The 20,115-nt window shown below is 71.0% G+C and carries 19 protein-coding genes and 1 tRNA gene; 10 read left to right on the top strand and 10 right to left on the bottom strand.

Features of this window, described 5'->3' with window-relative positions:
* Positions 1-131: 131 nt before the first annotated feature.
* Positions 132-827, bottom strand: coding sequence for a pentapeptide repeat-containing protein (locus ACZ5XS_RS10450; protein WP_468649753.1), 696 nt, complete (start codon positions 825-827; stop codon positions 132-134).
* Between the two features lie 119 nt (positions 828-946).
* Between ACZ5XS_RS10450 and ACZ5XS_RS10455 the strand changes: the two genes are divergently transcribed.
* The 5 genes from ACZ5XS_RS10455 (at position 947) to ACZ5XS_RS10475 (ending at position 6,189) form a co-directional block, all read left to right on the top strand.
* Complete coding sequence (locus ACZ5XS_RS10455) at positions 947-2,107, top strand: NAD(P)-binding protein (protein ID WP_468649755.1); 1,161 nt, start codon at positions 947-949, stop codon at positions 2,105-2,107.
* A 106-nt stretch (positions 2,108-2,213) separates the two neighbouring features.
* Positions 2,214-3,194, top strand: coding sequence for a zinc-binding dehydrogenase (locus ACZ5XS_RS10460; protein ID WP_468649757.1), 981 nt, complete (start codon positions 2,214-2,216; stop codon positions 3,192-3,194).
* Positions 3,195-3,238: 44 nt separating this feature from the next.
* Positions 3,239-4,738 carry an MFS transporter gene (locus tag ACZ5XS_RS10465; protein ID WP_468649759.1) on the top strand — a complete coding sequence of 500 codons (1,500 nt, stop codon included), beginning with the start codon at positions 3,239-3,241 and terminating at the stop codon, positions 4,736-4,738.
* Between the two features lie 38 nt (positions 4,739-4,776).
* On the top strand, positions 4,777-5,700 hold the full coding sequence (locus ACZ5XS_RS10470; protein ID WP_468649761.1) for an aminoglycoside phosphotransferase family protein: 924 nt from the start codon (positions 4,777-4,779) through the stop codon (positions 5,698-5,700).
* A gap of 9 nt (positions 5,701-5,709) precedes the next feature.
* Positions 5,710-6,189 (top strand): GNAT family N-acetyltransferase, encoded by a 480-nt coding sequence (locus ACZ5XS_RS10475; protein WP_468649763.1) that lies wholly within the window; start codon positions 5,710-5,712, stop codon positions 6,187-6,189.
* Positions 6,190-6,236: 47 nt separating this feature from the next.
* Here the strand turns inward: ACZ5XS_RS10475 and ACZ5XS_RS10480 are convergent.
* A tRNA-Thr gene (locus ACZ5XS_RS10480) sits at positions 6,237-6,310 on the bottom strand.
* A gap of 244 nt (positions 6,311-6,554) precedes the next feature.
* Here ACZ5XS_RS10480 and ACZ5XS_RS10485 point away from each other — a divergent pair.
* From ACZ5XS_RS10485 to ACZ5XS_RS10495, 3 genes are all read left to right on the top strand, one after another.
* On the top strand, positions 6,555-7,691 hold the full coding sequence (locus tag ACZ5XS_RS10485; protein ID WP_217236982.1) for an ABC transporter ATP-binding protein: 1,137 nt from the start codon (positions 6,555-6,557) through the stop codon (positions 7,689-7,691).
* Between the two features lie 216 nt (positions 7,692-7,907).
* Positions 7,908-8,360, top strand: a complete 453-nt coding sequence (locus tag ACZ5XS_RS10490; RefSeq protein ID WP_468649765.1) for a hypothetical protein — start codon at positions 7,908-7,910, stop codon at positions 8,358-8,360.
* A gap of 92 nt (positions 8,361-8,452) precedes the next feature.
* Positions 8,453-9,184 (top strand): nucleotidyltransferase family protein, encoded by a 732-nt coding sequence (locus ACZ5XS_RS10495; RefSeq protein ID WP_468649767.1) that lies wholly within the window; start codon positions 8,453-8,455, stop codon positions 9,182-9,184.
* 118 nt (positions 9,185-9,302) lie between these two features.
* Here the strand turns inward: ACZ5XS_RS10495 and ACZ5XS_RS10500 are convergent, their stop codons facing one another.
* From ACZ5XS_RS10500 to ACZ5XS_RS10525, 6 genes are all read right to left on the bottom strand, one after another.
* Positions 9,303-10,958, bottom strand: a complete 1,656-nt coding sequence (locus ACZ5XS_RS10500) for a DoxX family protein (RefSeq protein ID WP_468649769.1) — start codon at positions 10,956-10,958, stop codon at positions 9,303-9,305.
* 117 nt (positions 10,959-11,075) lie between these two features.
* Positions 11,076-12,017: a 23S rRNA (guanosine(2251)-2'-O)-methyltransferase RlmB gene (gene rlmB / locus ACZ5XS_RS10505; RefSeq protein WP_217236986.1), complete on the bottom strand. Its 942-nt coding sequence runs from the start codon at positions 12,015-12,017 to the stop codon at positions 11,076-11,078.
* Positions 12,018-12,126: 109 nt separating this feature from the next.
* Positions 12,127-13,527, bottom strand: coding sequence for a cysteine--tRNA ligase (cysS, locus tag ACZ5XS_RS10510; RefSeq protein WP_468649771.1), 1,401 nt, complete (start codon positions 13,525-13,527; stop codon positions 12,127-12,129).
* A gap of 83 nt (positions 13,528-13,610) precedes the next feature.
* Entirely contained in the window at positions 13,611-14,105 is a 495-nt protein-coding gene (ispF, locus tag ACZ5XS_RS10515) for a 2-C-methyl-D-erythritol 2,4-cyclodiphosphate synthase (protein WP_217236988.1), read from the bottom strand.
* Positions 14,095-14,859: a 2-C-methyl-D-erythritol 4-phosphate cytidylyltransferase gene (gene ispD, locus ACZ5XS_RS10520; RefSeq protein WP_468649773.1), complete on the bottom strand. Its 765-nt coding sequence runs from the start codon at positions 14,857-14,859 to the stop codon at positions 14,095-14,097. Before ispD ends, ispF begins: the two co-directional genes overlap by 11 nt.
* Before the next feature lie 259 nt (positions 14,860-15,118).
* Positions 15,119-15,601 (bottom strand): CarD family transcriptional regulator, encoded by a 483-nt coding sequence (locus tag ACZ5XS_RS10525; RefSeq protein ID WP_003953493.1) that lies wholly within the window; start codon positions 15,599-15,601, stop codon positions 15,119-15,121.
* A gap of 713 nt (positions 15,602-16,314) precedes the next feature.
* Between ACZ5XS_RS10525 and ACZ5XS_RS10530 the strand changes: the two genes are divergently transcribed.
* A complete protein-coding gene (locus ACZ5XS_RS10530) occupies positions 16,315-16,989 on the top strand; it encodes a copper chaperone PCu(A)C domain-containing protein (protein WP_468649774.1) in 675 nt (224 codons plus the stop codon).
* A gap of 133 nt (positions 16,990-17,122) precedes the next feature.
* On the opposite strand, the gene phoP is transcribed toward ACZ5XS_RS10530, so the two are convergent.
* Positions 17,123-17,803 (bottom strand): two-component system response regulator PhoP, encoded by a 681-nt coding sequence (gene phoP, locus ACZ5XS_RS10535; RefSeq protein WP_383866577.1) that lies wholly within the window; start codon positions 17,801-17,803, stop codon positions 17,123-17,125.
* A complete protein-coding gene (gene phoR / locus ACZ5XS_RS10540; RefSeq protein ID WP_468649776.1) occupies positions 17,800-19,074 on the bottom strand; it encodes a two-component system sensor histidine kinase PhoR in 1,275 nt (424 codons plus the stop codon). Before phoR ends, phoP begins: the two co-directional genes overlap by 4 nt.
* 237 nt (positions 19,075-19,311) lie before the next feature.
* On the opposite strand from phoR, the gene phoU reads away from it, so the two are divergent.
* Entirely contained in the window at positions 19,312-20,001 is a 690-nt protein-coding gene (phoU, locus tag ACZ5XS_RS10545) for a phosphate signaling complex protein PhoU (RefSeq protein ID WP_468649778.1), read from the top strand.
* Positions 20,002-20,115: the final 114 nt, after the last annotated feature.

Here is a 20,115-nt window from a genome sequence, read left to right on the forward strand (position 1 = left end):
ACACCCGTCACCCGTCACCCTCCCCCCACGGCGGGCTGGGACACCCGTCACCCGTCACCCTCCCCCACGGTGGGCTGGGGCACCCGTGAACCGTCACCGTCCACCCGTCCCCCATCACCCCCGTTCCCCCATCACCCCTCCACCCGAACCCCCAGCTCCGCCGCCAACACCGGCGCCAGATCCAGCAGTTGAGCCGGGCTGATCACCGCCCCCGCCAGCCGGTCCACGCCACGCGCGATCTCCAGCGAAGCGGCCCCGCGCAGGTCGACGTCCTTCAGCGTGGCCGCGCTGAGATCCGCCCCCTTCAGCTCGCAGTCCACGAACTCGACCCGCTCCAGCCGCGCTCCCCCGAAGTCCGGCTCGACCAGCACACAGCTCTGGAAGACGACGTCCTTGAGGCGGGCCGTGCGCAGGTTCAGATAGTCGATCTTGCCGCCGCGGATCAGGACGCGCTCCAGGACGGCTCCGTGCATCTGCGTCCCGCCGAGCCGGGCGTCGACCAACTCGACGTCCCGCAGCGTCGACTCGGCCAGGTCGGTGCCCACGCCCCGGATGCCGGTGAGCACCGAGTCCAGGAAGCGGGCGTGGTGCAGCCGGGTCTCGTCCAGCGCGCACCCCGTCAGCGCGCAGTCCATGAAGCGGGCGCCGCGTCCGTCCTGCCCGGCGAAGTCCGCCGTCACGAACTCCAGCCCGTCGTAGTCCCCGTCCGGCTCCAGCCCCCCGCCGTCGTACGGCTCCAGCGGAGGCAGCCGTATCTCAGGGCGCCGCGCCGCCTTCACCCCGGTCCCACCCGCCCGACCCGTCCCGCCCACTGCTCTCCTCGCCATGCCCCCATGCTGCACCCCACCACTGACAATCGCCCTGACCTGTACAAACACCGGCGATGTCACATTCGAGGGCCCCGCATCGGTCGTATCCACAGGACCGACCGAAGGAGACCCGAACCATGCACCGCATCACCGTCATCGGCGGCGGCTTCGCCGGACTCACCGCCGCCCTCACCGCCGCCGAGGCGGGCGCCAAGGTCACCGTCTACGAAGCCCACCACACCCTCGGCGGGCGGGCGCGGACCGCCGAGGGGCCGTACCGGACGAACGAAGGACCGCACGCCCTCTACAGCGGCGGCCCGCACTGGGCCTGGCTCAGGCAGCGCGACCTCATCGGCCCGCTCGCGCCGATCCCGCCCCTGGAGGCGGCCCGGCTGCGGCTGCGCCACAAGGGCGTCCTGCGCCGCACCCCGCCCTTCGCGATGCTCAAGCTGCTGCGCCCCGGCGTCCGGCAGGCGCCCGTCGACGTCGACTTCATGGCCTGGGCGACCGAACAGACCGGCGAGGAGGGTGCCCGCGCCGCCGCGCACTACTCGGCCGTCGCCCTCTTCCACCACGACCCCGGCTCCCTGTCCGCGGCCTTCGTACAGGAACGCCTGCGCCGCGCCACCAAGCTCCCGCCCGAGGCCCAGTACCCGCGCGGCGGCTGGGCCAGTGTCATCGACCGGATGGCCTCCCGGGCCTGGAACCTGGGAGTCCGGATGGAGACGCTCGCCCGGATCGACACCCTCCCCACCGACACGCCCGTCGTCGTCGCCACGTCCCTGGACGCCGCCCGCCGCCTCCTCGGCGACGACTCCCTGACCTGGTCCAGTGGCCGTACCACCCTCGTCGACCTCGCCGTACGCACCCGGCGCGGCGACGCCTTCGCCGTCTCCGACCTCGACTCCCCCGGCTGGCTCGAACGCTTCACCGCCCAGGACCGCTCCCTCGCCCCCGCCGGCGAGCAGCTGATCCAGGGGCAGATCCCGATCGCCCCGCACGAGACGAAGGCCGACGGCGTCGCCCGTGCCGAGCAGCTTCTCGACCTCGCCTTCGAGGGCTGGCGCGGGCGCGTCACCTGGCGCCGTGAGGCCGTCGCGAACGGCCGTACCGGCGCCGTCGACCTGCCGGGCACGAGCTGGCGCGACCGGCCCGCCGTCGACCGCGGCGACGGCGTCTACCTGGCGGGCGACCAGGTCGCCGCGCCCGGCGTCCTGTCCGAGGTCTCCTTCAACAGCGCCCTGACCGCCGTCTCACTCGCCCTCGGCCGGAACACCCTTGACCTCAAGCATGCTTGAGGTTGAAAGGTGGGCCCTGACGACAGCACGGCAGCAGGCAGCACGGCGGCACAGCAGCTCGCCGACGCGCCGACGCGCCGACCTCAGCGACCGATGGGGGACTCCCATGCACGCCATCCGCCTGCACGCCTTCGGCCCGGCCGACCACCTCACCTACGAGGAGACCGACGATCCCCGGCCCGCCCCCGGCCAGGTCCGTATCGCCGTGGCGGCGGCCGGGGTCCACCTCCTCGACACCGCCCTGCGCGAGGGCATGCGGGGCCCCCTCCCCGCGCCGCCCACCCTGCCCACGATTCCCGGCCGCGAGGTCGCCGGTGTCGTCGAAACCCTTGGCGAGGGCGTCGCCGGGCTGTGGCTCGGCAAGCGCGTGGTCGCCCACCTCGGGTTCGCCCCCGGCGGCTACGCCGAACTCGCCGTCACGGAGGTGGAACGCGTCCACGAGATCCCCGCGAACCTGGACTTCGCCCAGGCCGTCGCCATGATCGGCACAGGCCGTACGACCATGGGGATCCTCCAGTTCGCCGAGCTCGGCCCCGGTTCCGTCGCCGTGATCCCGGCCGCCGCCGGCGGCATCGGCACCCTCCTCGTCCAGTACGCCAAGCACACCGGCGCCACCGTCGTCGGCCTCGCCGGCGGCCCGGAGAAGACCGCCCGCGTCCAGGCGAACGGCGCCGACCTCGCCGTCGACTACAAGGACCCGTCCTGGCCGGACAAGGTCCGCGCCTACCTGGGCGGCCTCGCCGCCACCGTCGTCTTCGACGGCGTCGGCGGCGACGTCGCCCGCGAGGCCGTCGGCCTGCTCGGCCCCGGCGGCAGGCACATCGTGTTCGGCTGGTCCGGGGAGGGCATCCACGACGGCGGGCCCTACCTCGTCGACGGCGTGTCCGAGCAGGTCCTCGGCCCGCTCATGATGCAGAAGGCCGGCGGCCCCGACCCCGTACGCACCCTCGAACTGCGCGCCCTCACCCAGGCGGCCGAGGGCCGCCTCACCCCCGCCGTACAGCGCTTCCCGCTCGCCGAGGCCGCCGCCGCACACCGGGCCCTGGAGACCCGCGGCACGACCGGAAAAGTCGTCCTGGAACCATGATCCGGCGGGATGCGGAGGGCCCCGATCCATGGTCTGCTGACCGGATGAGCGTGACCCCAGCAGGTGATCCCGAAGCCGCCGACCCCCGCCGCTGGTGGGGCCTGGTGATCATCGCCCTCGCCCAGCTGATGGTCGCCCTCGACGCGACCATCGTGAACATCGCGCTCCCCTCCGCACAGCACGACCTCGGCATCTCCGACGGCGACCGGCAATGGGTCATCACCGCCTACACGCTCGCCTTCGGCGGCCTGCTCCTCCTCGGCGGCCGCATCGCCGACCTGGTCGGCCGCAAACGCGCCTTCGTCATCGGCCTCGTCGGCTTCGCCGCCGCCTCCGCCCTCGGCGGCGCCGCCACCGGCTCCGGCATGCTCTTCGGCGCCCGCGCCCTCCAGGGCGTCTTCGCCGCCGTACTCGCCCCCTCCGCCCTCTCCCTGCTCACCACCACCTTCACCGACCCGAGAGAACGCGGAAAGGCCTTCGGCATCTACGGCGCCCTGGCCGGCAGCGGCGCCGCCATCGGATTCATCGTCGGCGGCCTGCTCACCGAATACCTGGACTGGCGCTGGTGCCTCTACGTCAACGTCCCCATCGCCGCCGTCGCCGTCTTCGGCGCCCTCGCCCTCCTCCACGACCGCCCCCGCCACACCGGCGCCCGCCTCGACATCCCCGGCGTGCTCCTCGGCTGCGGAGGCCTGGTCGCGATCGTCTACGGCTTCAGCGAGGCCGAACCCCGGGGCTGGGCCGACCCCGTGGTCCTCGGATTCCTCGCAGGAGGCGTCGCCCTCCTCGCCACGTTCGTGTGGTGGCAGACCCGGGCCCCGAGGCCCCTGCTCCCCCTCCACGTCATCAAGGACCGCAACCGCGCCGGCTGCTTCCTGACCATGGGCCTCGCCGTCATCGGCATGTTCGGCCTGTTCCTCTTCATGACGTACTACCTGCAGGTCGTCCTCGCCTACTCCCCCGTGCAGACAGGCCTCGCCTTCCTCCCCCTCACCGCCTCGATCATCACCGGCTCCACCCAGATCTCGGCCCGCCTGATCAACCGCGTACCACCCCGCATGCTCATGGTCCCGGGCATGATCCTCGCCTCGTCCGGCATGATGCTCCTCACCCGGATGACGGTGGACAGCTCGTACGCGACCGACATCCTCCCCGCCCTGATCCTCCTGGGCCTCGGCATGGGCCTCACCTTCATGCCGGTCTTCTCCACCGCCACCGCGGGCGTCGCCCCACAGGACTCCGGCGTGACCTCGGCGACCCTCAACACCTCCCAACAGGTCGGCGGCTCCATCGGCACGGCACTCCTCAACACCATCGCCACCACCAGCAGCACCGCCTACGTCACCGCCCACCTAGCCGACCCGGGCGACCGGGCCCGGATGGCCGAGGAAGCCGTCGTCCACGGCTACACGGTCGCCATCTGGTGGGCCGCCGGCATCATGCTCCTGGCCGGCCTGATCGCCGGCCTGATGGTGACGACGAACCCCACGAAACGCGGCGCCCCGGAGAGCCGGACACAGGTGCCGGGGGCGCTGCGGACGTAGCGCATGTCCACACCCTGTGGATACGCCGGTCAATTCACATGAGGCGATTCCCGCACGCGAGTAGGGTCCGCACCGTGATCGACATTCCGGAGGCGCTGGCCGCATCGCAGGAGGAGTTCAACGGGGAGGCGGGCCGCGCTTTCATCGCCGGCCTGCCGCGACTGACCGCGGAGTTCCTGGAACGCTGGGAACTGACCGTCGACGGACGGCCGATGCACGGCGTCACCGCACTGGTCCTGCCGGTCGTCCGCACCGACGGCACTCCGGCGGTCCTGAAGCTGCAACTCCTCGACGAGGAGAGCGAGGGCGAGCCCGTCGCCCTGCGCGTCTGGGACGGCGACGGGGCCGTACGGCTCCTCGATCACGACGAGACCACCGGCACCCTGCTCCTCGAACGCCTCGACCCCACCCGCATGCTGTCCCACCTGGGTGACACCCGCGAGGCCGTCCTGGTCATCGCCCGCCTCCTGGCCCACCTCATCGCCGTGCCCGCCCCCCAGGGCGTACGCCGCCTCGGTGACATCGCCGAGGCCATGCTCGACCGGACCCGGTCGGCCCTCAGCCACATCCCGGACCCGGACACCCGCCGCCTGGTCGCCGACTGCGCGGCCGCCGTACGCGAAGTGATGGACGAACCCGGAGACCGCCTCCTGCACTGGGACCTGCACGACGAGAACGTCCTCGCCGGTGACCGCGCCCCCTGGCTCGCCATCGACCCCAAGCCGCTCGCCGGCGACCCCGGCTTCGAACTCTGGCCCGCCCTCGACAACCGCTTCGACGCCGACGAGGTCCGCTGGCGCTTCGACGCCATGACCGACGTACTCGGTCTGGACCGCGCACGCGCGCGTGCCTGGACCCTGGGCCGGCTCCTCCAGAACGCCCTGTGGGACGTCGAGGACGGCCGCCCGCCGAAGCCCCGGCAGCGGGAAATCGCCAAGCGCCTGAGGAACGCCGGGAGCTAGCCTCCGGGCATGATCCGCACCGCGACTCCCGCCGACGTTCCCGTCATCCACGCCCTCGTCCGCGAACTGGCCGAGTACGAGAAGGCCCCGAACGAGGCGAAGGCGACCCCGGACCAACTCCACGAAGCCCTCTTCGGCGAACGCCCGGCCGCCTACGCCCACATCGCCACCGACGACACGACCGGCGAACCCGTCGGCTTCGCCCTGTGGTTCCTGAACTTCTCCACCTGGCGCGGAGTCCACGGCATCTACCTGGAGGACCTCTACGTCCGCCCCACCGCCCGGGGCGCCGGCCACGGCAAGGCCCTGCTCACCGAACTGGCCCGGATCTGCGTCGACCGCGGCTACGAACGCCTGGAGTGGTCCGTCCTGAACTGGAACACCCCTTCCATCGCCTTCTACGAGGCGCTCGGCGCGCGGCCCCAGGACGAGTGGACGGTGTACCGCCTGACGGACGGGGCGCTGGCGGAGCTGGGGACCCTGACATGAAGAAACCCAGGCCAGATACCACCTGACCTGGGTCTTTCCTGAGCGGGAGCCCCCTGTCGGATTCGAACCGACGACCTACGCATTACAAGTGCGTTGCTCTGGCCAACTGAGCTAAGGAGGCCTGCACGCGTGTGACGTGAGGACGTGCCCGTGCAGTGTACCCAGGCCACACGGTGCCCTTCTCGAAAATTTCGGCGAAGTTCACACTCCCCCAGCTACTGACAGATGAGGTTGACGCCAGGTACCGTCCTGACCCAGTTCACACGCGTGGACTACACCACCCCGGACCTGGTCCGGGGCGGCTCACCACCTTCCTACAACGGATCGTCCGGCACGTTCCTGCCGGTAGAAGGGGGCCCTTCACCATGGCCACTGTCTCGTTCGACAAGGCGACCCGGATCTACCCGGGTTCCACCAAGCCCGCGGTCGACGCTCTGGAGATCGACATCGAGGACGGCGAGTTCCTCGTCCTCGTCGGTCCGTCGGGTTGCGGCAAGTCCACCTCGCTCCGGATGCTCGCGGGGCTCGAGGACGTGAACGGCGGCGCCATCCGCATCGGTGACCGCGACGTCACGCACCTGCCGCCGAAGGACCGGGACATCGCCATGGTGTTCCAGAACTACGCGCTGTACCCGCACATGTCGGTCGCCGACAACATGGGCTTCGCGCTCAAGATCGCCGGCGTCAACAAGGCGGAGATCCGGCAGAAGGTCGAAGAGGCCGCGAAGATCCTCGACCTGACCGAGTACCTGGACCGCAAGCCGAAGGCGCTCTCCGGCGGTCAGCGTCAGCGTGTCGCCATGGGTCGCGCGATCGTGCGTGAGCCGCAGGTGTTCCTCATGGACGAACCGCTGTCCAACCTGGACGCCAAGCTCCGTGTGTCGACGCGTACGCAGATCGCGTCGCTGCAGCGCCGCCTCGGCATCACCACCGTCTACGTCACCCACGACCAGGTCGAGGCCATGACGATGGGCGACCGGGTGGCCGTGCTGAAGGACGGCCTGCTCCAGCAGGTCGACTCGCCGCGCAACATGTACGACCGGCCCGCCAACCTCTTCGTCGCCGGCTTCATCGGCTCCCCCGCGATGAACCTCGTCGAGGTCCCGATCACCGACGGCGGCGTGAAGTTCGGCAACAGCGTCGTCCCGGTCAGCCGGGACGCCCTGGCGGCCGCCGCCGACAAGGGCGACCGCACGGTCACCGTCGGCGTCCGCCCCGAGCACTTCGACATCGTCGAGCACAACGGCGCCGCCGCCTCGGCCCTGTCGAAGGACACCGAGGACGCCCCGGCCGGTCTCGCGGTCTCCGTGAACGTCGTCGAGGAGCTCGGCGCCGACGGTTACGTCTACGGCAGCGCCAAGGTCGACGGCGACCTCAAGGACCTGGTCGTCCGCGTCAGCGGCCGCGCGGTCCCGGACAAGGGCGCCACGCTGCACGTCGTGCCGCGGCCGGGCGAGATCCACGTGTTCTCGACCTCCACGGGCGAGCGCCTCACCGACTGAGCGAAAAGAACCACCGACCCGGGCAGATTCACCCGAGTTGACGAAGAGGGCCCCGCAGCCTGCTGCGGGGCCCTCTTCGCTGTCGACAAATACCCCGGCAGACCGGTCATTTCGAGCAGTGTGCGTCAACCCGGTACCCGGAAGAAGGCACCAGTTCATCCCCCGAACCGGTGACTAAATGTCGCCAAATCATCACCCCGCGCTACCCTCACACGCGTGAAGCACTCCACTAACCAACAGACGCGACGCGGCCGGGGCCCCGCCCGCCGGATCGGCCGCACCCTCGCCCTCGTCCTGCCCGTCGTCCTGGTGCTCTCCGGGACCCTCGCGGTCACCCGGGTCAACTGGTCGGGGAATCCCTCGAATTCCGTGCTCACCGCGTCGGACGCCACGCTGTCGGACGCCAAGGCGCCCGCGGCCCGTGCTCCGCAGGACGTGCTGCGCGACCAGCTCCTGACCGAACTCCAGGAGAAGAACCCGGGTCTCGCGCTCACGCACCTCCAGGAAGCGGTCAACGGCCGTCCGTCGCTGGCGAAGCACTGTGTCTCCATCGCGCGTGCCCTGGGCCGTGCCGCGGTCCGGGTGTACGGACCCACGCGTGCGCAGTCGTACGCCCGCCCGGTCTGTGACACGGCCTTCGCGACGGGCGTCGCGGCGGCGCACAGCTGATCGCGGACCAACCGGGGGGGAGGGTGGTAACGGCTGATTAAGGAACGGTTGCAGGCCCCGGCCGCGGGCGGGACGCCACGTACAGTTCGGTCATGACCGATCCGAACGCCGCGTCCCGCCCTGCTCAAGCCGTCATTCTGGCCGGCGGCCAGGGCTCCCGGCTGCGCCCGTACACCGACGACCGGCCCAAGCCGATGGTCGAGATCCCCGGCACGGGGACTCCGATCATCGGCCATCAGCTTGTCTGGCTGGCGGAGGAGGGCGTGACGGACGTGGTGGTCAGCTGCGGCCACCTCGCCGACGTCCTGCAGAAGTGGCTGGAGAGCGCCGATCTCCCGGTGAACGTCACGACGGTCGTCGAGACGGAGCCGCTCGGCCGCGGCGGCGGCCTGAAGTACGCCGCCGCGCATCTCCCGCACCCGGACCGGGCCTGGTACGCCACCAACGGCGACATCTGGACCCGCTTCTCGCTGCGCGACATGGCGGACTTCCACACCGAGCGCGACGCGGTGGCGACCCTCGCGCTGGCCCGCCCCCGCATCCCGTGGGGCGCGGTGGCGACGGACGGCTTCGGGCGCGTCACGGACTTCATCGAGTCCCCGCCGACGACGTACGACATCAACGCGGGCGTCTACGTCTTCTCGCCGGAGTTCGCCGGGCTGCTGCCCGAGCGCGGCGACCACGAGCGCACGACGTTCCCCCACCTCGCCCGTGAGCGGCGGTTGGCCGGCTTCCCCATTCCGCAGGGCTCGTACTGGCGTGCCATCGACACGGCGAAGGATCTGACGGAGGCGGCCAAGGAACTGGCCGCGCTGGGCCGCTAGAGACGGCCCGGAGCATGACGACGGGGGTCCCGCACTTGTGAAGTGCGGGACCCCCGTCGTCGTACGGGCCGGGGTGTTCAGCCGGCAGGCGTGCCCAGAATCCCGCCCACCGGCTCCGTTACCCCAACAGGCCGCCCACCAGGCCCGGCTGGGAGGAGGAACCTCCGCCGTCGGAGCCGCCTGAGGAGCCCACGCTGGCGCTGCCGCCGGAGGTGGGGCCGGAGCTGGTGCTGGGGGCCTCCTGGACCGGGGAGGACTGCTGCGGTGGGGCCTGGCCGGTGGTGCCCTGGGTCTGGGTGGGCGAGCCGCCGGTGGCGGTACCGGTGTCGCGGGTGGCGTCCGGGGTGGCAGCGGTTCCGGCGGAGGGGCTGGTCGTGGCGCTCTGGGTAGGCGAACTGGAGGCCGACGGGGTCTTCTTCTGCCGCTTGGCGGGGTCCTGCGGGAGCGGGGAGCCGGGCAGTTCGTTGCGCGGGGCCTCGCCGGGGCCGGGGACGACGACGCGGTCGGCGTCACGGACGGCACCGCCGAGGAGCGAGCCGACGAGCAGGGTGAGACCGGCGGCGATGACGGTGATGAGGGCGCCGCGGCGCAGGACGTAGTGGCGCAGGTCCCAGATGTCGGCGCGGGGTCCGAGGCGGCGCCAGGCGCTGCCGGCGAGACGGCCGTCGATGGAGTAGACGGGGGCGCCGGCGATGATCAGCGGGGACCAGGCGGCGAGGTAGATGATGTCGGGGGTGTCGTAGGCGGGGACGCTCTTCCAGCTGACGGTCACGAGGAGCGCGGCGGACAGGCCGGCGCCGACGACCGCGGCGACGCGCTGCCAGCAGCCCAGGATCGTGAGGACGCCCACGATGACCTGGAGGAAGGCGATGACGAGCCCGGCGCCGACCGGATGCTGGAGGGCGAACTGCCGCAGTGGCTCGGCGACTTCCCAGGGGTGCAGGGTGTTGAGCCACTTGACCATGGAGCCGCGTTCGCCGCCGTCGAAGTAGACGGGATCGCAGAGTTTGCCCATGCCGGCGTAGATGGAGATGAAGCCGAGGAAGATGCGCAGCGGGAGGAGGACGACGCCGAGGTTCATGCGGCGGCCCGGGTAGTAGGCGTGCCGGGCGGGGTCGTCGCTGTGGCGCCTGGCGCGGTGACCCCGGTCGGTGCCGCTGTCCTCGTACTCCTCGAACTCCTCGCCCGCGTAGGCGGGTTCGTCGTCGACGCTGCCCACGGTCCGCATGTGGGGCAGGAGCCGGGTGCCGTCGGAGTCGTGCGTGCGCTGGGCGCCGACGACGGGGGTCTCGACGGTCTGGGCGAGGTCGTCGTAGCCGTCGTCGGCGTAACGGCCGTCGCGGTAGCCGCCGTTGACGTCGACACGGGGGATGACCTGGGTCGCTCCGGCGTCGGCCGCCGCCGGTTCCTCGCCGTGGCGGACGCTGCCGCCCCGCACGGCCTGGAGCAGGCGGTGGGCGCCGGTGTCGTCGGGGTCGGACTTGCCGCTCCACACGACGGCCCGGCGGCGGGCGCCCGCGGCAGCGCCGGGTCTGCCCGCCGCGGCGCCGACCGCGGAGATCCGGGCGGTGTCGTCGGCGGTCAAGTGCCGGGCGACCCGCGGGGATTGGGTGCGTCGCGTCGACGCACCCAGCTGCACGCGGAAGCTCGCATGATTGACGATGATCTGCGCCGGATCGCTCGGCACCTTCACCATGCTCAGCGCGGGAGCGTCGTCGAAGCCCGACGGGCCGTCCCCCGTGGGTGTGCGGGGTGTTCTGGTGTCCACACTCATCTAACCGAGTGACATGTGCTTAGGACACTGCTTTGACTGGGCGGATCTGTCCGGACCCCGTCAAGGTTGTCCTCGACGCCAGGAATACCCCGTGTGGGTGACTACGTCGAACAGTCGTCAGGCGCGTCGGCGTGCCGTTTCGTACAGCACGATGCCCGCCGCGACACCGGCGTTGAGCGACTCCGCGCCGCCCGGCATCGGGATCCGCACCCGGTGGTCGCAGGTCTCGCCGACCAGTCGCGACAGGCCCTTGCCCTCGCTGCCGACGACGATGACGACGGGCCCGGACAGTGCCTCCAGGTCGCCGAGTTCGGACTCGCCGTCGGCGGCGAGGCCGACGACCGTGATGCCGGCCTTCTTGTACGCCTCCAGGGCGCGCGTCAGGTTGGTGGCGCGGGCGACGGGCGTCCGGGCGGCCGCACCGGCGGACGTCTTCCAGGCACCGGCGGTCATGCCGGCCGCGCGCCGCTCGGGGACGACGACGCCGTGGCCGCCGAAGGCGGAGGCGGACCGGACGACGGCGCCGAGGTTGCGCGGGTCGGTGACACCGTCGAGAACGACGATGAGCGGGTCCTCGCCCTTGTCGTAGGCGGCGTTCGCCAGGTCCTCGGGGTGCGCGTACTCGTACGGCGGGACCTGCAGGACGAGGCCCTGGTGGTTGAGGCCGTTGGTCATGCGGTCGAGCTCGGGGCGGGGGGCCTCCATGAGGTGGATGCCGCCGCGCTCGGCGACGAGCTGCAGCGCCTCGCGCACCCGCTCGTCGTTGTCGATGAACTGCTGGACGTAGAGCGTCACCGCGGGCACGCCCTCGCGCAGCGCCTCGACGACGGGGTTGCGGCCGACGACCATCTCCGAGGTGCCCTTGCCGCCCCGGCCGCGCGCCGTGGGGCGGCGTACCGCCTGCTTCGCCTTGGCGTTGGAGATGCGGTTCTTCTTGTGTCCCTTGCGCGCCTCGGCAGGCGGGGTCGGGCCCTTGCCCTCCAGGCCCTTGCGCCGCTGGCCGCCACTGCCGACCTGCGCGCCCTTCTTGCCGGACATGCGGCGGTTGTTGGCTGCCATGACCTACCTGTCTGTTCTCTGCGACGCCGAAGCGTGCGGGTGCGTGCGTGTGTACGTATATGCAGTGTGCCGCCCGGATGGCCGGGCGGCACAATCGATCAAGAAAGGGTCAGCGCGGGCCGAGGCTCCAGCGCGGTCCCTGCGGGCCGTCCTCGATGACGAGGCCGGACTGGTTGAGCTGGTCGCGGATGGCGTCCGCGGTGGCCCAGTCCTTGCGGGAGCGGGCCGCTTCCCGCTGGTCGAGCACCAGTCGTACGAGACTGTCGACGACCCCGTGCAGGTCGTCCCCGCGGTCGGCCTCGCCGGCCCAGTGCGGCTCGAGCGGGTCCAGGCCGAGGACGCCGAGCATGGCGCGGACCTCGGCGAGACGGGCCACCGCGGCTTCCTTGTCGTCGGCGGCCAGTGCGGAGTTGCCCTGCCGGACGGTGGTGTGCACCACGGCGAGTGCCTGCGGGACGCCGAGGTCGTCGTCCATCGCCTCGGCGAAGGCGGGCGGGACGTCGGCGGAGGGCTCGACGACTCCCCCGGCCTTCTCCACCACGCGCTGCACGAAGCCCTCGATCCGCGCGAACGCGGACTCCGCCTCGCGCAGGGCCTCCTCGCTGTACTCGATCATCGAGCGGTAGTGCGGGGTGCCGAGGTAGTAGCGCAGCACGATCGGGCGCCACCGCTGGACCATCTCGGACACGAGGACCGAGTTGCCGAGCGACTTGGACATCTTCTCGCCGCTCATGGTGACCCAGGCGTTGTGCAGCCAGTAGCGGGCGAACTCGTCGCCGTAGGCCTTGGCCTGGGCGATCTCGTTCTCGTGGTGCGGGAAGATCAGGTCCAGGCCGCCGCCGTGGATGTCGAAGGCGGAGCCGAGGTACTTGTGGGCCATCGCCGAGCACTCCAGGTGCCAGCCGGGGCGGCCCCGGCCCCACGGCGTCTCCCAGTCGGGCTCACCGGGCTTGGCGGCCTTCCACATGGCGAAGTCGCGCGGGTCCCGCTTGCCGGTGATGCCCTCCTCGGCGGGCTGGCGCATCTCGTCCAGGTCCTGCCGGGACAGCTCCAGGTAGGCGGGCCAGGAGCGCACGTCGAAGTAGACGCTGCCGTCGGCCTCGTAGGCGTGTCCGCGTTCGATGAGGCCGCGCATCATCTCGACCATCTCGGTGACGTGGCCGGTGGCGCGCGGTTCGTAGGTCGGCGGCAGGCAGCCGAGGGCGTTGTAGCCGTCGTTGAACGCGCGCTCGTTCTCGTAGCCGATGGACCACCAGGGGCGGCCCTGCTCGGCGGCCTTGGTGATGATCTTGTCGTCGATGTCGGTGACGTTGCGGATGAACGTGACGTCGTAGCCGCGGTACTGGAACCAGCGGCGCATGATGTCGAAGTTCAGGTAGGACCGGACGTGCCCGATGTGCGGTGCCGCCTGCACGGTCGCGCCACACAGGTAGATCGAGACGCAACCCGGCTGGAGCGGGGCGAAGTCACGGATCTGCCGGGCGCTGGTGTCGTACAGGCGAATAGTCACGACTCCAGGGTAGTAGGCGCAGGGCAGTGCCTTGCGCCCGTTTCTGCCAAGGGGCACACATTCGTGACGTGGGGTCGGCCCGGTCAGCCGGTCCGGGCCACGAGGGCCGTCGCCACCGCCATGAGGCCCTCGTCCCGGCCGGGGAATCCGAGGCCGTCGGTGGTCGCGCCGGACACCGACACCGGGGCGCCGGCCGCCTCCGAGAGGAGCTTTTCCGCCTCGTCGCGGCGCTTGCCGATCTTCGGGCGGGGTCCCACGACCTGTACGGCGATGTTGCCGATGGTGAAGCCCGCCTCACGGACGATCCGGGCGGCCTCCGTGAGCAGGGTGACGCCGGACGCGCCGGACCACTCGGGGCGCCCGGTGCCGAAGTGCTGTCCGAGATCACCCAGCCCGGCCGCGGAGAACAGGGCGTTGCAGGCGGCGTGGGCGACGACGTCGGCGTCGGAGTGACCGGCGAGGCCCGGACCCTCGCCCTCCCACTTCAGGCCGGCGCACCACAGTTCGCGGCCCTCTTCGAAGGCGTGGATGTCGGTGCCGATGCCGACCCGGGGAAGCAGGGGTGCCTCAGAAGCCATCGTTGAGCCTCCTGCGGGCCAGGACCGCCTCCGCGAGGACGAGGTCCAGCGGGCGGGTGACCTTGAAGGCCTCTTCGTGTCCGGGGACGGTCACGACCGTGAGGCCGAGCTGCTCGACCATGCCCGCGTCGTCGGTGACGTCGCCGGTGACCGTCTCGTGGGCGCGGATCAGGGTGGCGCGGTCGAAGCCCTGGGGGGTCTGCACGGCACGCAGGCGGGCCCGCCGCGGAGTGGCCACCACCGGCTCCGGCTCGCCCGGGGTCTCGGCGGGCTCGACCTCCTTGACGGTGTCCGTGAGGGGCAGCGCCGGGACGACGGCCACGGCTCCGTCTCGTACGGCCTCGATGACGGCGTCCACCGTGTCGACCGGGACGAGGGGGCGGGCCGCGTCGTGCACCAGCACGATGTCGTACGCGGGCGGCAGGGCGTCCAGGCCGAGCTTCACGGACTCCTGACGGCTGTCGCCGCCGGGCACGACGAGGAAGTCGGTGCGCTCGGGCAGGGCGTGCGCGTCGAGCAGCGACTTGACCTCGGCGGCGCCGTCGGGCGGGGCGACGACGACCACGAGGGACACGGCCCGGGAGGCGGCCAGTGCGCGGAGTGCGTGGATGAGCATGGGGGTGCCGTTCAGCGCGCGGAGCGCTTTGGGGGCGCCCGGGCCCAGGCGCACGCCTCGGCCGGCGGCCGGGATCACGGCAGCCGTGCGGGCAGCCGTACGTGCGGGCACGGGCGAAGGAGGCGAAACGTCAGACATCGGTTCCTGTCAGGTTTGTGTGCTCGGCCTAGGTGGGTATGGCCTCAGCGTGCCGGGTACGACAGCTTGACCGGAACCCTTCCGTGACCCTGGTCGAGCCCGTTACCCGGACCGGGCACACCGAGTGTCGGGGGATTTCCCCCGAGGTGAACCCGCTTACGGGCGCCGGAGTGCGAACATGCCGCAGCGCCCGGCGACGGGAAATACGTCATCGGGCACCGCGGCATTTCAAATGTGCTGAGGCTGGCTTGCGCCGGCGTCAGGACGCGAGAACCTCGTCGAGCAGGGCCTCGGCCTTGTCCTCGTTCGTGTTCTCCGCGAGCGCGAGCTCGCTCACCAGGATCTGGCGGGCCTTGGCGAGCATGCGCTTCTCACCGGCGGAGAGTCCGCGCTCGCGCTCACGACGCCACAGGTCACGCACGACTTCCGCGACCTTGATGACATCGCCGGAGGCGAGCTTCTCCAGGTTTGCCTTGTAACGACGCGACCAGTTCGTGGGCTCCTCGGCGTACGGCGCGCGCAGCACCTCGAAGACCCGGTCCAGCCCATCCTGACCGACCACATCACGCACGCCGACGAACTCCGCATTGTCCGCTGGCACACGCACCGTCAGGTCACCCTGGGCGACCTTCAGAACCAAGTAGGTCTTGTCCACGCCTTTGATCTGGCGAGTTTCGATAGCCTCGATCAGCGCGGCCCCGTGATGGGGATAGACCACGGTGTCGCCAACCTTGAACGTCATGTGACAGGTACCCCTTCCGTGGCTATCCAGAGTAACACGGAAACTGCGGGTTCTGAATGGCGTTTCCGCAGGTCAGGGCATATCTCGGGGCTTGACAACAGCAACAGGAACGTGCTGCGCGGGGCGAGCGGAAGAATGTATTCGCAGGTCGGAGCGGCTGTCCGGCCGAGGTGAAACGCGTACGTTACACGCACTCGGAGACCCCTCCGAGCAGCCGAACGTCCCCATATGTCCGCTTCCAAGCGTGCGACTTCCGCTACTCCGTTCGGTGAGCGGAGTCGGGTACGAGACGAATCCGGAATTGATCACAGGGGTGCCCGACCGGCGGGACGGTGATCAATTCCCGGGTTCCCGGATTCCTGCACGAAAAATCCCCGGGGCACGGTCGGCGGTACTTATGTGAATGCCGGACAAGCGTCGCGACCAATGTGACGCAGGAGGCACTTGTGAGCACCGCGGCTACGCCCCGCCCGAGGGAAGACGGACGGAAGACAGCGCGAAGACGAGGCGAAGACCGAGCGAAGAAGGCGCGAAGAGGGCGCGAAGAGGGCGCGTGGACCGAGCGAAGACGAACGGAAGAAGGACGGAAGAAGCGGGCTCGGGGGAGGGTCGGGTGCGGTCCCGTCGGAACGGCTCGGTAACCTAAGGCCGCTGACAGTCACTTAGCGCGGCTTTACGGGCCGCCTCGCTCGAGTCAAGGAGTTGCCGCCGCCGTGAGCAGCAGCCTTCGACGCGGTGCCCTCGCCGCCACCGCCATCGCGTTCTCGATCGCCTCGCTCTCCGCGTGCGCGGCCGGCAACAACGCTCAGACCCTGGAGATCAAGCCGGACAACGCTGCCACGACCATCGGTGACCTCGAGCTTCAGGGCATCGTGATCATCACCCAGCCGGACGCCGCGGCCGAAGGACCGGCCGTGATCTCCGGCACGCTCTACAACAACGGCAGTACCCCCCAGACGCTGGACTCGGTGAGCGTCGCCGGTGGCGGCAACGCCGAGCTCAAGCCCGCCAGGGGCTCGGGCAAGGTGACCGTCCCCGCCAACGGCTCCGTCATCCTCGGCGGCAAGGGCAACGCCTCCGCGGCGCTGAACGGCCTCGGCGAGAGCGTCCAGAACGGCAACGCCCAGAAGATCACCTTCACCTTCAGCAAGACCGGTGACGTGAGCCTGCGCGCGTTCGTCGTCCCGGCCGAGAGCTACTTCTCCACGTGGGGCCCGACCAAGATCCCGGCCACGCCGGGTGCCACGGCGAGCCCCACCGCGACGACCAGCGAGGAGCCGGGCGCCGGCACCTCGGGCTCCCCCTCCGAGCCCGCGTCGGGCACCCCGACCGGCTCGGCCACGCCGAACGCGGGCGAGCCGGCGGACACCGCGGCCGCCGGCCACTGAGCGGCCGTACGAGATCGTCGTACGCCGAAGGGCGGGACCTCACCAGGAGGTCCCGCCCTTCGGCGTCAGTGCGCGTACGGCCCGCGTGTGGAGCCTGCGCATTCGACTTGCGCGTTCGGCCTGCGCGTTCGGTTTACGGCTCGAACTTGTAGCCGAGGCCCCGGACCGTCACCAGGTACCGCGGCGCGCCCGGGTCCGGCTCGATCTTGGCGCGCAGGCGCTTGACGTGGACGTCGAGGGTCTTGGTGTCACCCACGTAGTCGGCGCCCCAGACCCGGTCGATGAGCTGCATGCGGGTCAGGACACGGCCCGCGTTGCGCAGGAGCATTTCCAGGAGGTCGAACTCCTTGAGGGGGAGGTCGACCTTGGAGCCGGAGACGGTCACGACGTGGCGGTCCACGTCCATGCGGACCGGGCCCGCCTCCAGGGCGGCCGGGGTGACCTCCTCGGGCTCGCCGCGGCGGCGCAGCACGGCACGGATGCGGGCGACCAGCTCGCGGGAGGAGAACGGCTTGGTCACATAGTCGTCGGCTCCTATTTCCAGGCCGACGACCTTGTCGATCTCGCTGTCCTTGGCGGTCACCATGATGACGGGCACGTTGGAACGGTTGCGCAGCTGGCGGCACACCTCGGTACCCGGCAGGCCGGGCAGCATCAGGTCCAGGAGGACGAGGTCGGCGCCGTTGCGCTCGAACTCGTCGAGTCCGTCGGGCCCGGTGGTCGCGACGGCGACCTCGAAGCCTTCCTTGCGGAGCATGTACGACAGGGCGTCGGAGAAGGACTCCTCGTCCTCGACGACGAGCACTCGGGTCACGGAAGGACCTCCGGGGAGGGGAGCGGTTCACAAGAAGATGGCTGGGGGGACGAAGAGCCGGCCTCGTCGTCGAGGCCGTAGAGACCGCCGTGGCCGGCGTTCCGGTGGGCGCGGTCGCGAGCCGCGCCCGTCTCCGGCAGTCGGAGGGTGAAGGTGGAGCCCTGTCCCTCGGAGCTCCACACCGTGACCTCCCCGCCGTGCGAGGCGGCCACGTGCTTGACGATGGCGAGGCCCAGGCCCGTGCCGCCGGTGGCACGGGAGCGGGCGGGGTCGACGCGGTAGAAGCGCTCGAAGATGCGCTCCTTGTCCTTGTCGGAGATCCCGATTCCCTGGTCGGTGACGGCGACCTCGATCATGTCACCGCCGGGCGAGGTCACCCGGCGGGCGGCTATGCCGACGCGGGTGCGGGCGGGCGAGTAGTTGACCGCGTTCTCGACGAGGTTGCCGAGCGCGGCGGCGAGCTGGCCGCGGTTGCCGTAGACGTGCAGGTCGGCGGTGCCTCCTGAGGCCATGGTTATCTGCTTGGCGCCGGCCTGGTGCCGGCAGCGGTCGACGGCCTCGGCGACGAGTTCGTCGACACGGACCGGTTCGGCGTCCTCGAGGGGATCGTCGTTCTGTACGCGCGACAGGTCGATGAGCTCCTGCACCAGGTTGGTGAGCCGGGTCGCCTCGATCTGCATCCGGCCGGCGAAGCGCTCCACCGCCTCCGGATCCTCGGAGGCGTCCATGACGGCCTCCGACAGGAGGGAGAGCGCGCCGACCGGGGTCTTGAGCTCGTGGCTGACGTTCGCGACGAAATCGCGCCGCACCGCCTCGATGCGCCGGGCCTCGGTGAGGTCCTCTACGAGGAGCAGCACCAGGCGGGAGCCGAGGGGTGCGACGCGAGCGGAGACGGCGAGGGCCTCGCCACGGCCGGTGCCACGTCTGGGGAGGTCCAGTTCCACCTGGCGTATCTCCCCGTCGCGTCGGGTGTCGCGGGCCATCTGGAGCATGGGTTCGATGGAGAGCTTGCCGCCGCGGACCAGTCCGAGGGCGTACGCGGCCGAGCTGGCCTTGACCACGGCGTCCGCCTCGTCCAGTACGACGGCCGAGGACCGGAGCACGGACAGGACGGTGTCCACACCCGGCGGAAGCACCGGGTCCGTATGCAGCGAGGTGCGGGTGGGGCGTTTCTGCTCCCGCTCGCTCCAGCGGAACGCCAGCATGGCGATGACGCCGGTGAGCACACCGGCGATCGCTGCTGCTGCGGCGACCGCCGCGTTCACGTCCATGCACCCAGGTTAGGCATGGGATGGGCTCCGGCCACAGCCGTCCGAGTGCGAGCTCGAACACTCGTCGCCCAGAGTTCACCTTGGAGCCAGTGATGGTTCATTTGGGGGGACGGAAACCGACGCGTACGGGGCGGAACGTGGGAGCGTGGAGTGCGAAGCCGCGGTTTCGCACGCGACAGCCGCGCCGGGCCCCGGCCCCGGTGACCCCCGAAGATCACGTACGAGAGGGAACCCCTGATGCGGGACGCGTACCACGAGGAACTTGATTCGATCGGCGACGGTCTGGTGGAGATGGCCCGGCTGGTCGGGTCGGCGATCGGGCGCGCCACGACGGCGATCCTCGACTCCGACCTGAAGCTTGCCGAGAGTGTCATCGAGGGCGACCAGAAGGTCGACGACCTGCAGCACGAGCTGGAGGCGCGGGCGATAGCCCTGCTGGCCCGCCAGCAGCCGGTGGCGACGGACCTGCGGATCGTCGTCACGTCGCTGAGGATGTCCGCCGACCTGGAGCGCTCGGGCGACCTGGCCCAGCACGTGGCGAAGCTCGCCAGGCTGCGCTTCCCGGCCCGTGCGATTCCGCACGACCTGCACGCGACCATCCTCGAGATGGGCCAGCTCGCGCAGCGCCTGATGGCGAAGGCCGCCGAGGTGATCATCACCAAGGACGTCGACCTCGCACTCCAGCTGGAGCAGGACGACGACGCGATGGACCTCCTCCACCGCACGCTCTTCCAGCACCTGATGGACGACCGCTGGAAGCACGGCATCGAGACGGCCGTGGACGTCACCCTGCTCGGCCGCTACTACGAGCGGTACGCCGACCACGCGGTCGCGGTCGCCAAGCGGGTCGTGTACCTGGTGACGGGCGAGCACGCGGACGAGCTGCAGCAGGAGATGCCGTCGGTGGCGGGGGTGGAGGGGGCCTGACCCTGCGGGGGCGGTGCGGGGGCGGTGCGGGGGTGTCCCGCCCCCGGGCTCCGGGATGTGCGGGGGCCCGTTCGAGGCGTGCGGGAGCCTCTGTGCGCCGTTGATGCGCCCAGC

The organism is Streptomyces sp. NPDC033131, assembly GCF_055578365.1.

Bases quoted from the DNA above. Each gene is read 5' to 3' on its own strand.
- rlmB (WP_217236986.1), bottom strand. From the start codon at position 12,017: ATGGCAGCCAACAACCGCCGCATGTCCGGCAAGAAGGGCGCGCAGGTC.
- ispF (WP_217236988.1), bottom strand. From the start codon at position 14,105: ATGGCTTCTGAGGCACCCCTGCTTCCCCGGGTCGGCATCGGCACCGAC.
- ACZ5XS_RS10450 (WP_468649753.1), bottom strand. From the start codon at position 827: ATGGCGAGGAGAGCAGTGGGCGGGACGGGTCGGGCGGGTGGGACCGGG.
- ACZ5XS_RS10525 (WP_003953493.1), bottom strand. From the start codon at position 15,601: ATGACGTTCAAGGTTGGCGACACCGTGGTCTATCCCCATCACGGGGCC.
- ACZ5XS_RS10455 (WP_468649755.1), top strand. From the start codon at position 947: ATGCACCGCATCACCGTCATCGGCGGCGGCTTCGCCGGACTCACCGCC.
- ACZ5XS_RS10475 (WP_468649763.1), top strand. From the start codon at position 5,710: ATGATCCGCACCGCGACTCCCGCCGACGTTCCCGTCATCCACGCCCTC.
- ACZ5XS_RS10500 (WP_468649769.1), bottom strand. From the start codon at position 10,958: ATGAGTGTGGACACCAGAACACCCCGCACACCCACGGGGGACGGCCCG.
- ACZ5XS_RS10470 (WP_468649761.1), top strand. From the start codon at position 4,777: ATGAGGCGATTCCCGCACGCGAGTAGGGTCCGCACCGTGATCGACATT.
- phoR (WP_468649776.1), bottom strand. From the start codon at position 19,074: ATGGACGTGAACGCGGCGGTCGCCGCAGCAGCAGCGATCGCCGGTGTG.
- ACZ5XS_RS10460 (WP_468649757.1), top strand. From the start codon at position 2,214: ATGCACGCCATCCGCCTGCACGCCTTCGGCCCGGCCGACCACCTCACC.
- ACZ5XS_RS10495 (WP_468649767.1), top strand. From the start codon at position 8,453: ATGACCGATCCGAACGCCGCGTCCCGCCCTGCTCAAGCCGTCATTCTG.
- ACZ5XS_RS10485 (WP_217236982.1), top strand. From the start codon at position 6,555: ATGGCCACTGTCTCGTTCGACAAGGCGACCCGGATCTACCCGGGTTCC.
- ispD (WP_468649773.1), bottom strand. From the start codon at position 14,859: ATGTCTGACGTTTCGCCTCCTTCGCCCGTGCCCGCACGTACGGCTGCC.
- ACZ5XS_RS10465 (WP_468649759.1), top strand. From the start codon at position 3,239: ATGAGCGTGACCCCAGCAGGTGATCCCGAAGCCGCCGACCCCCGCCGC.
- phoU (WP_468649778.1), top strand. From the start codon at position 19,312: ATGCGGGACGCGTACCACGAGGAACTTGATTCGATCGGCGACGGTCTG.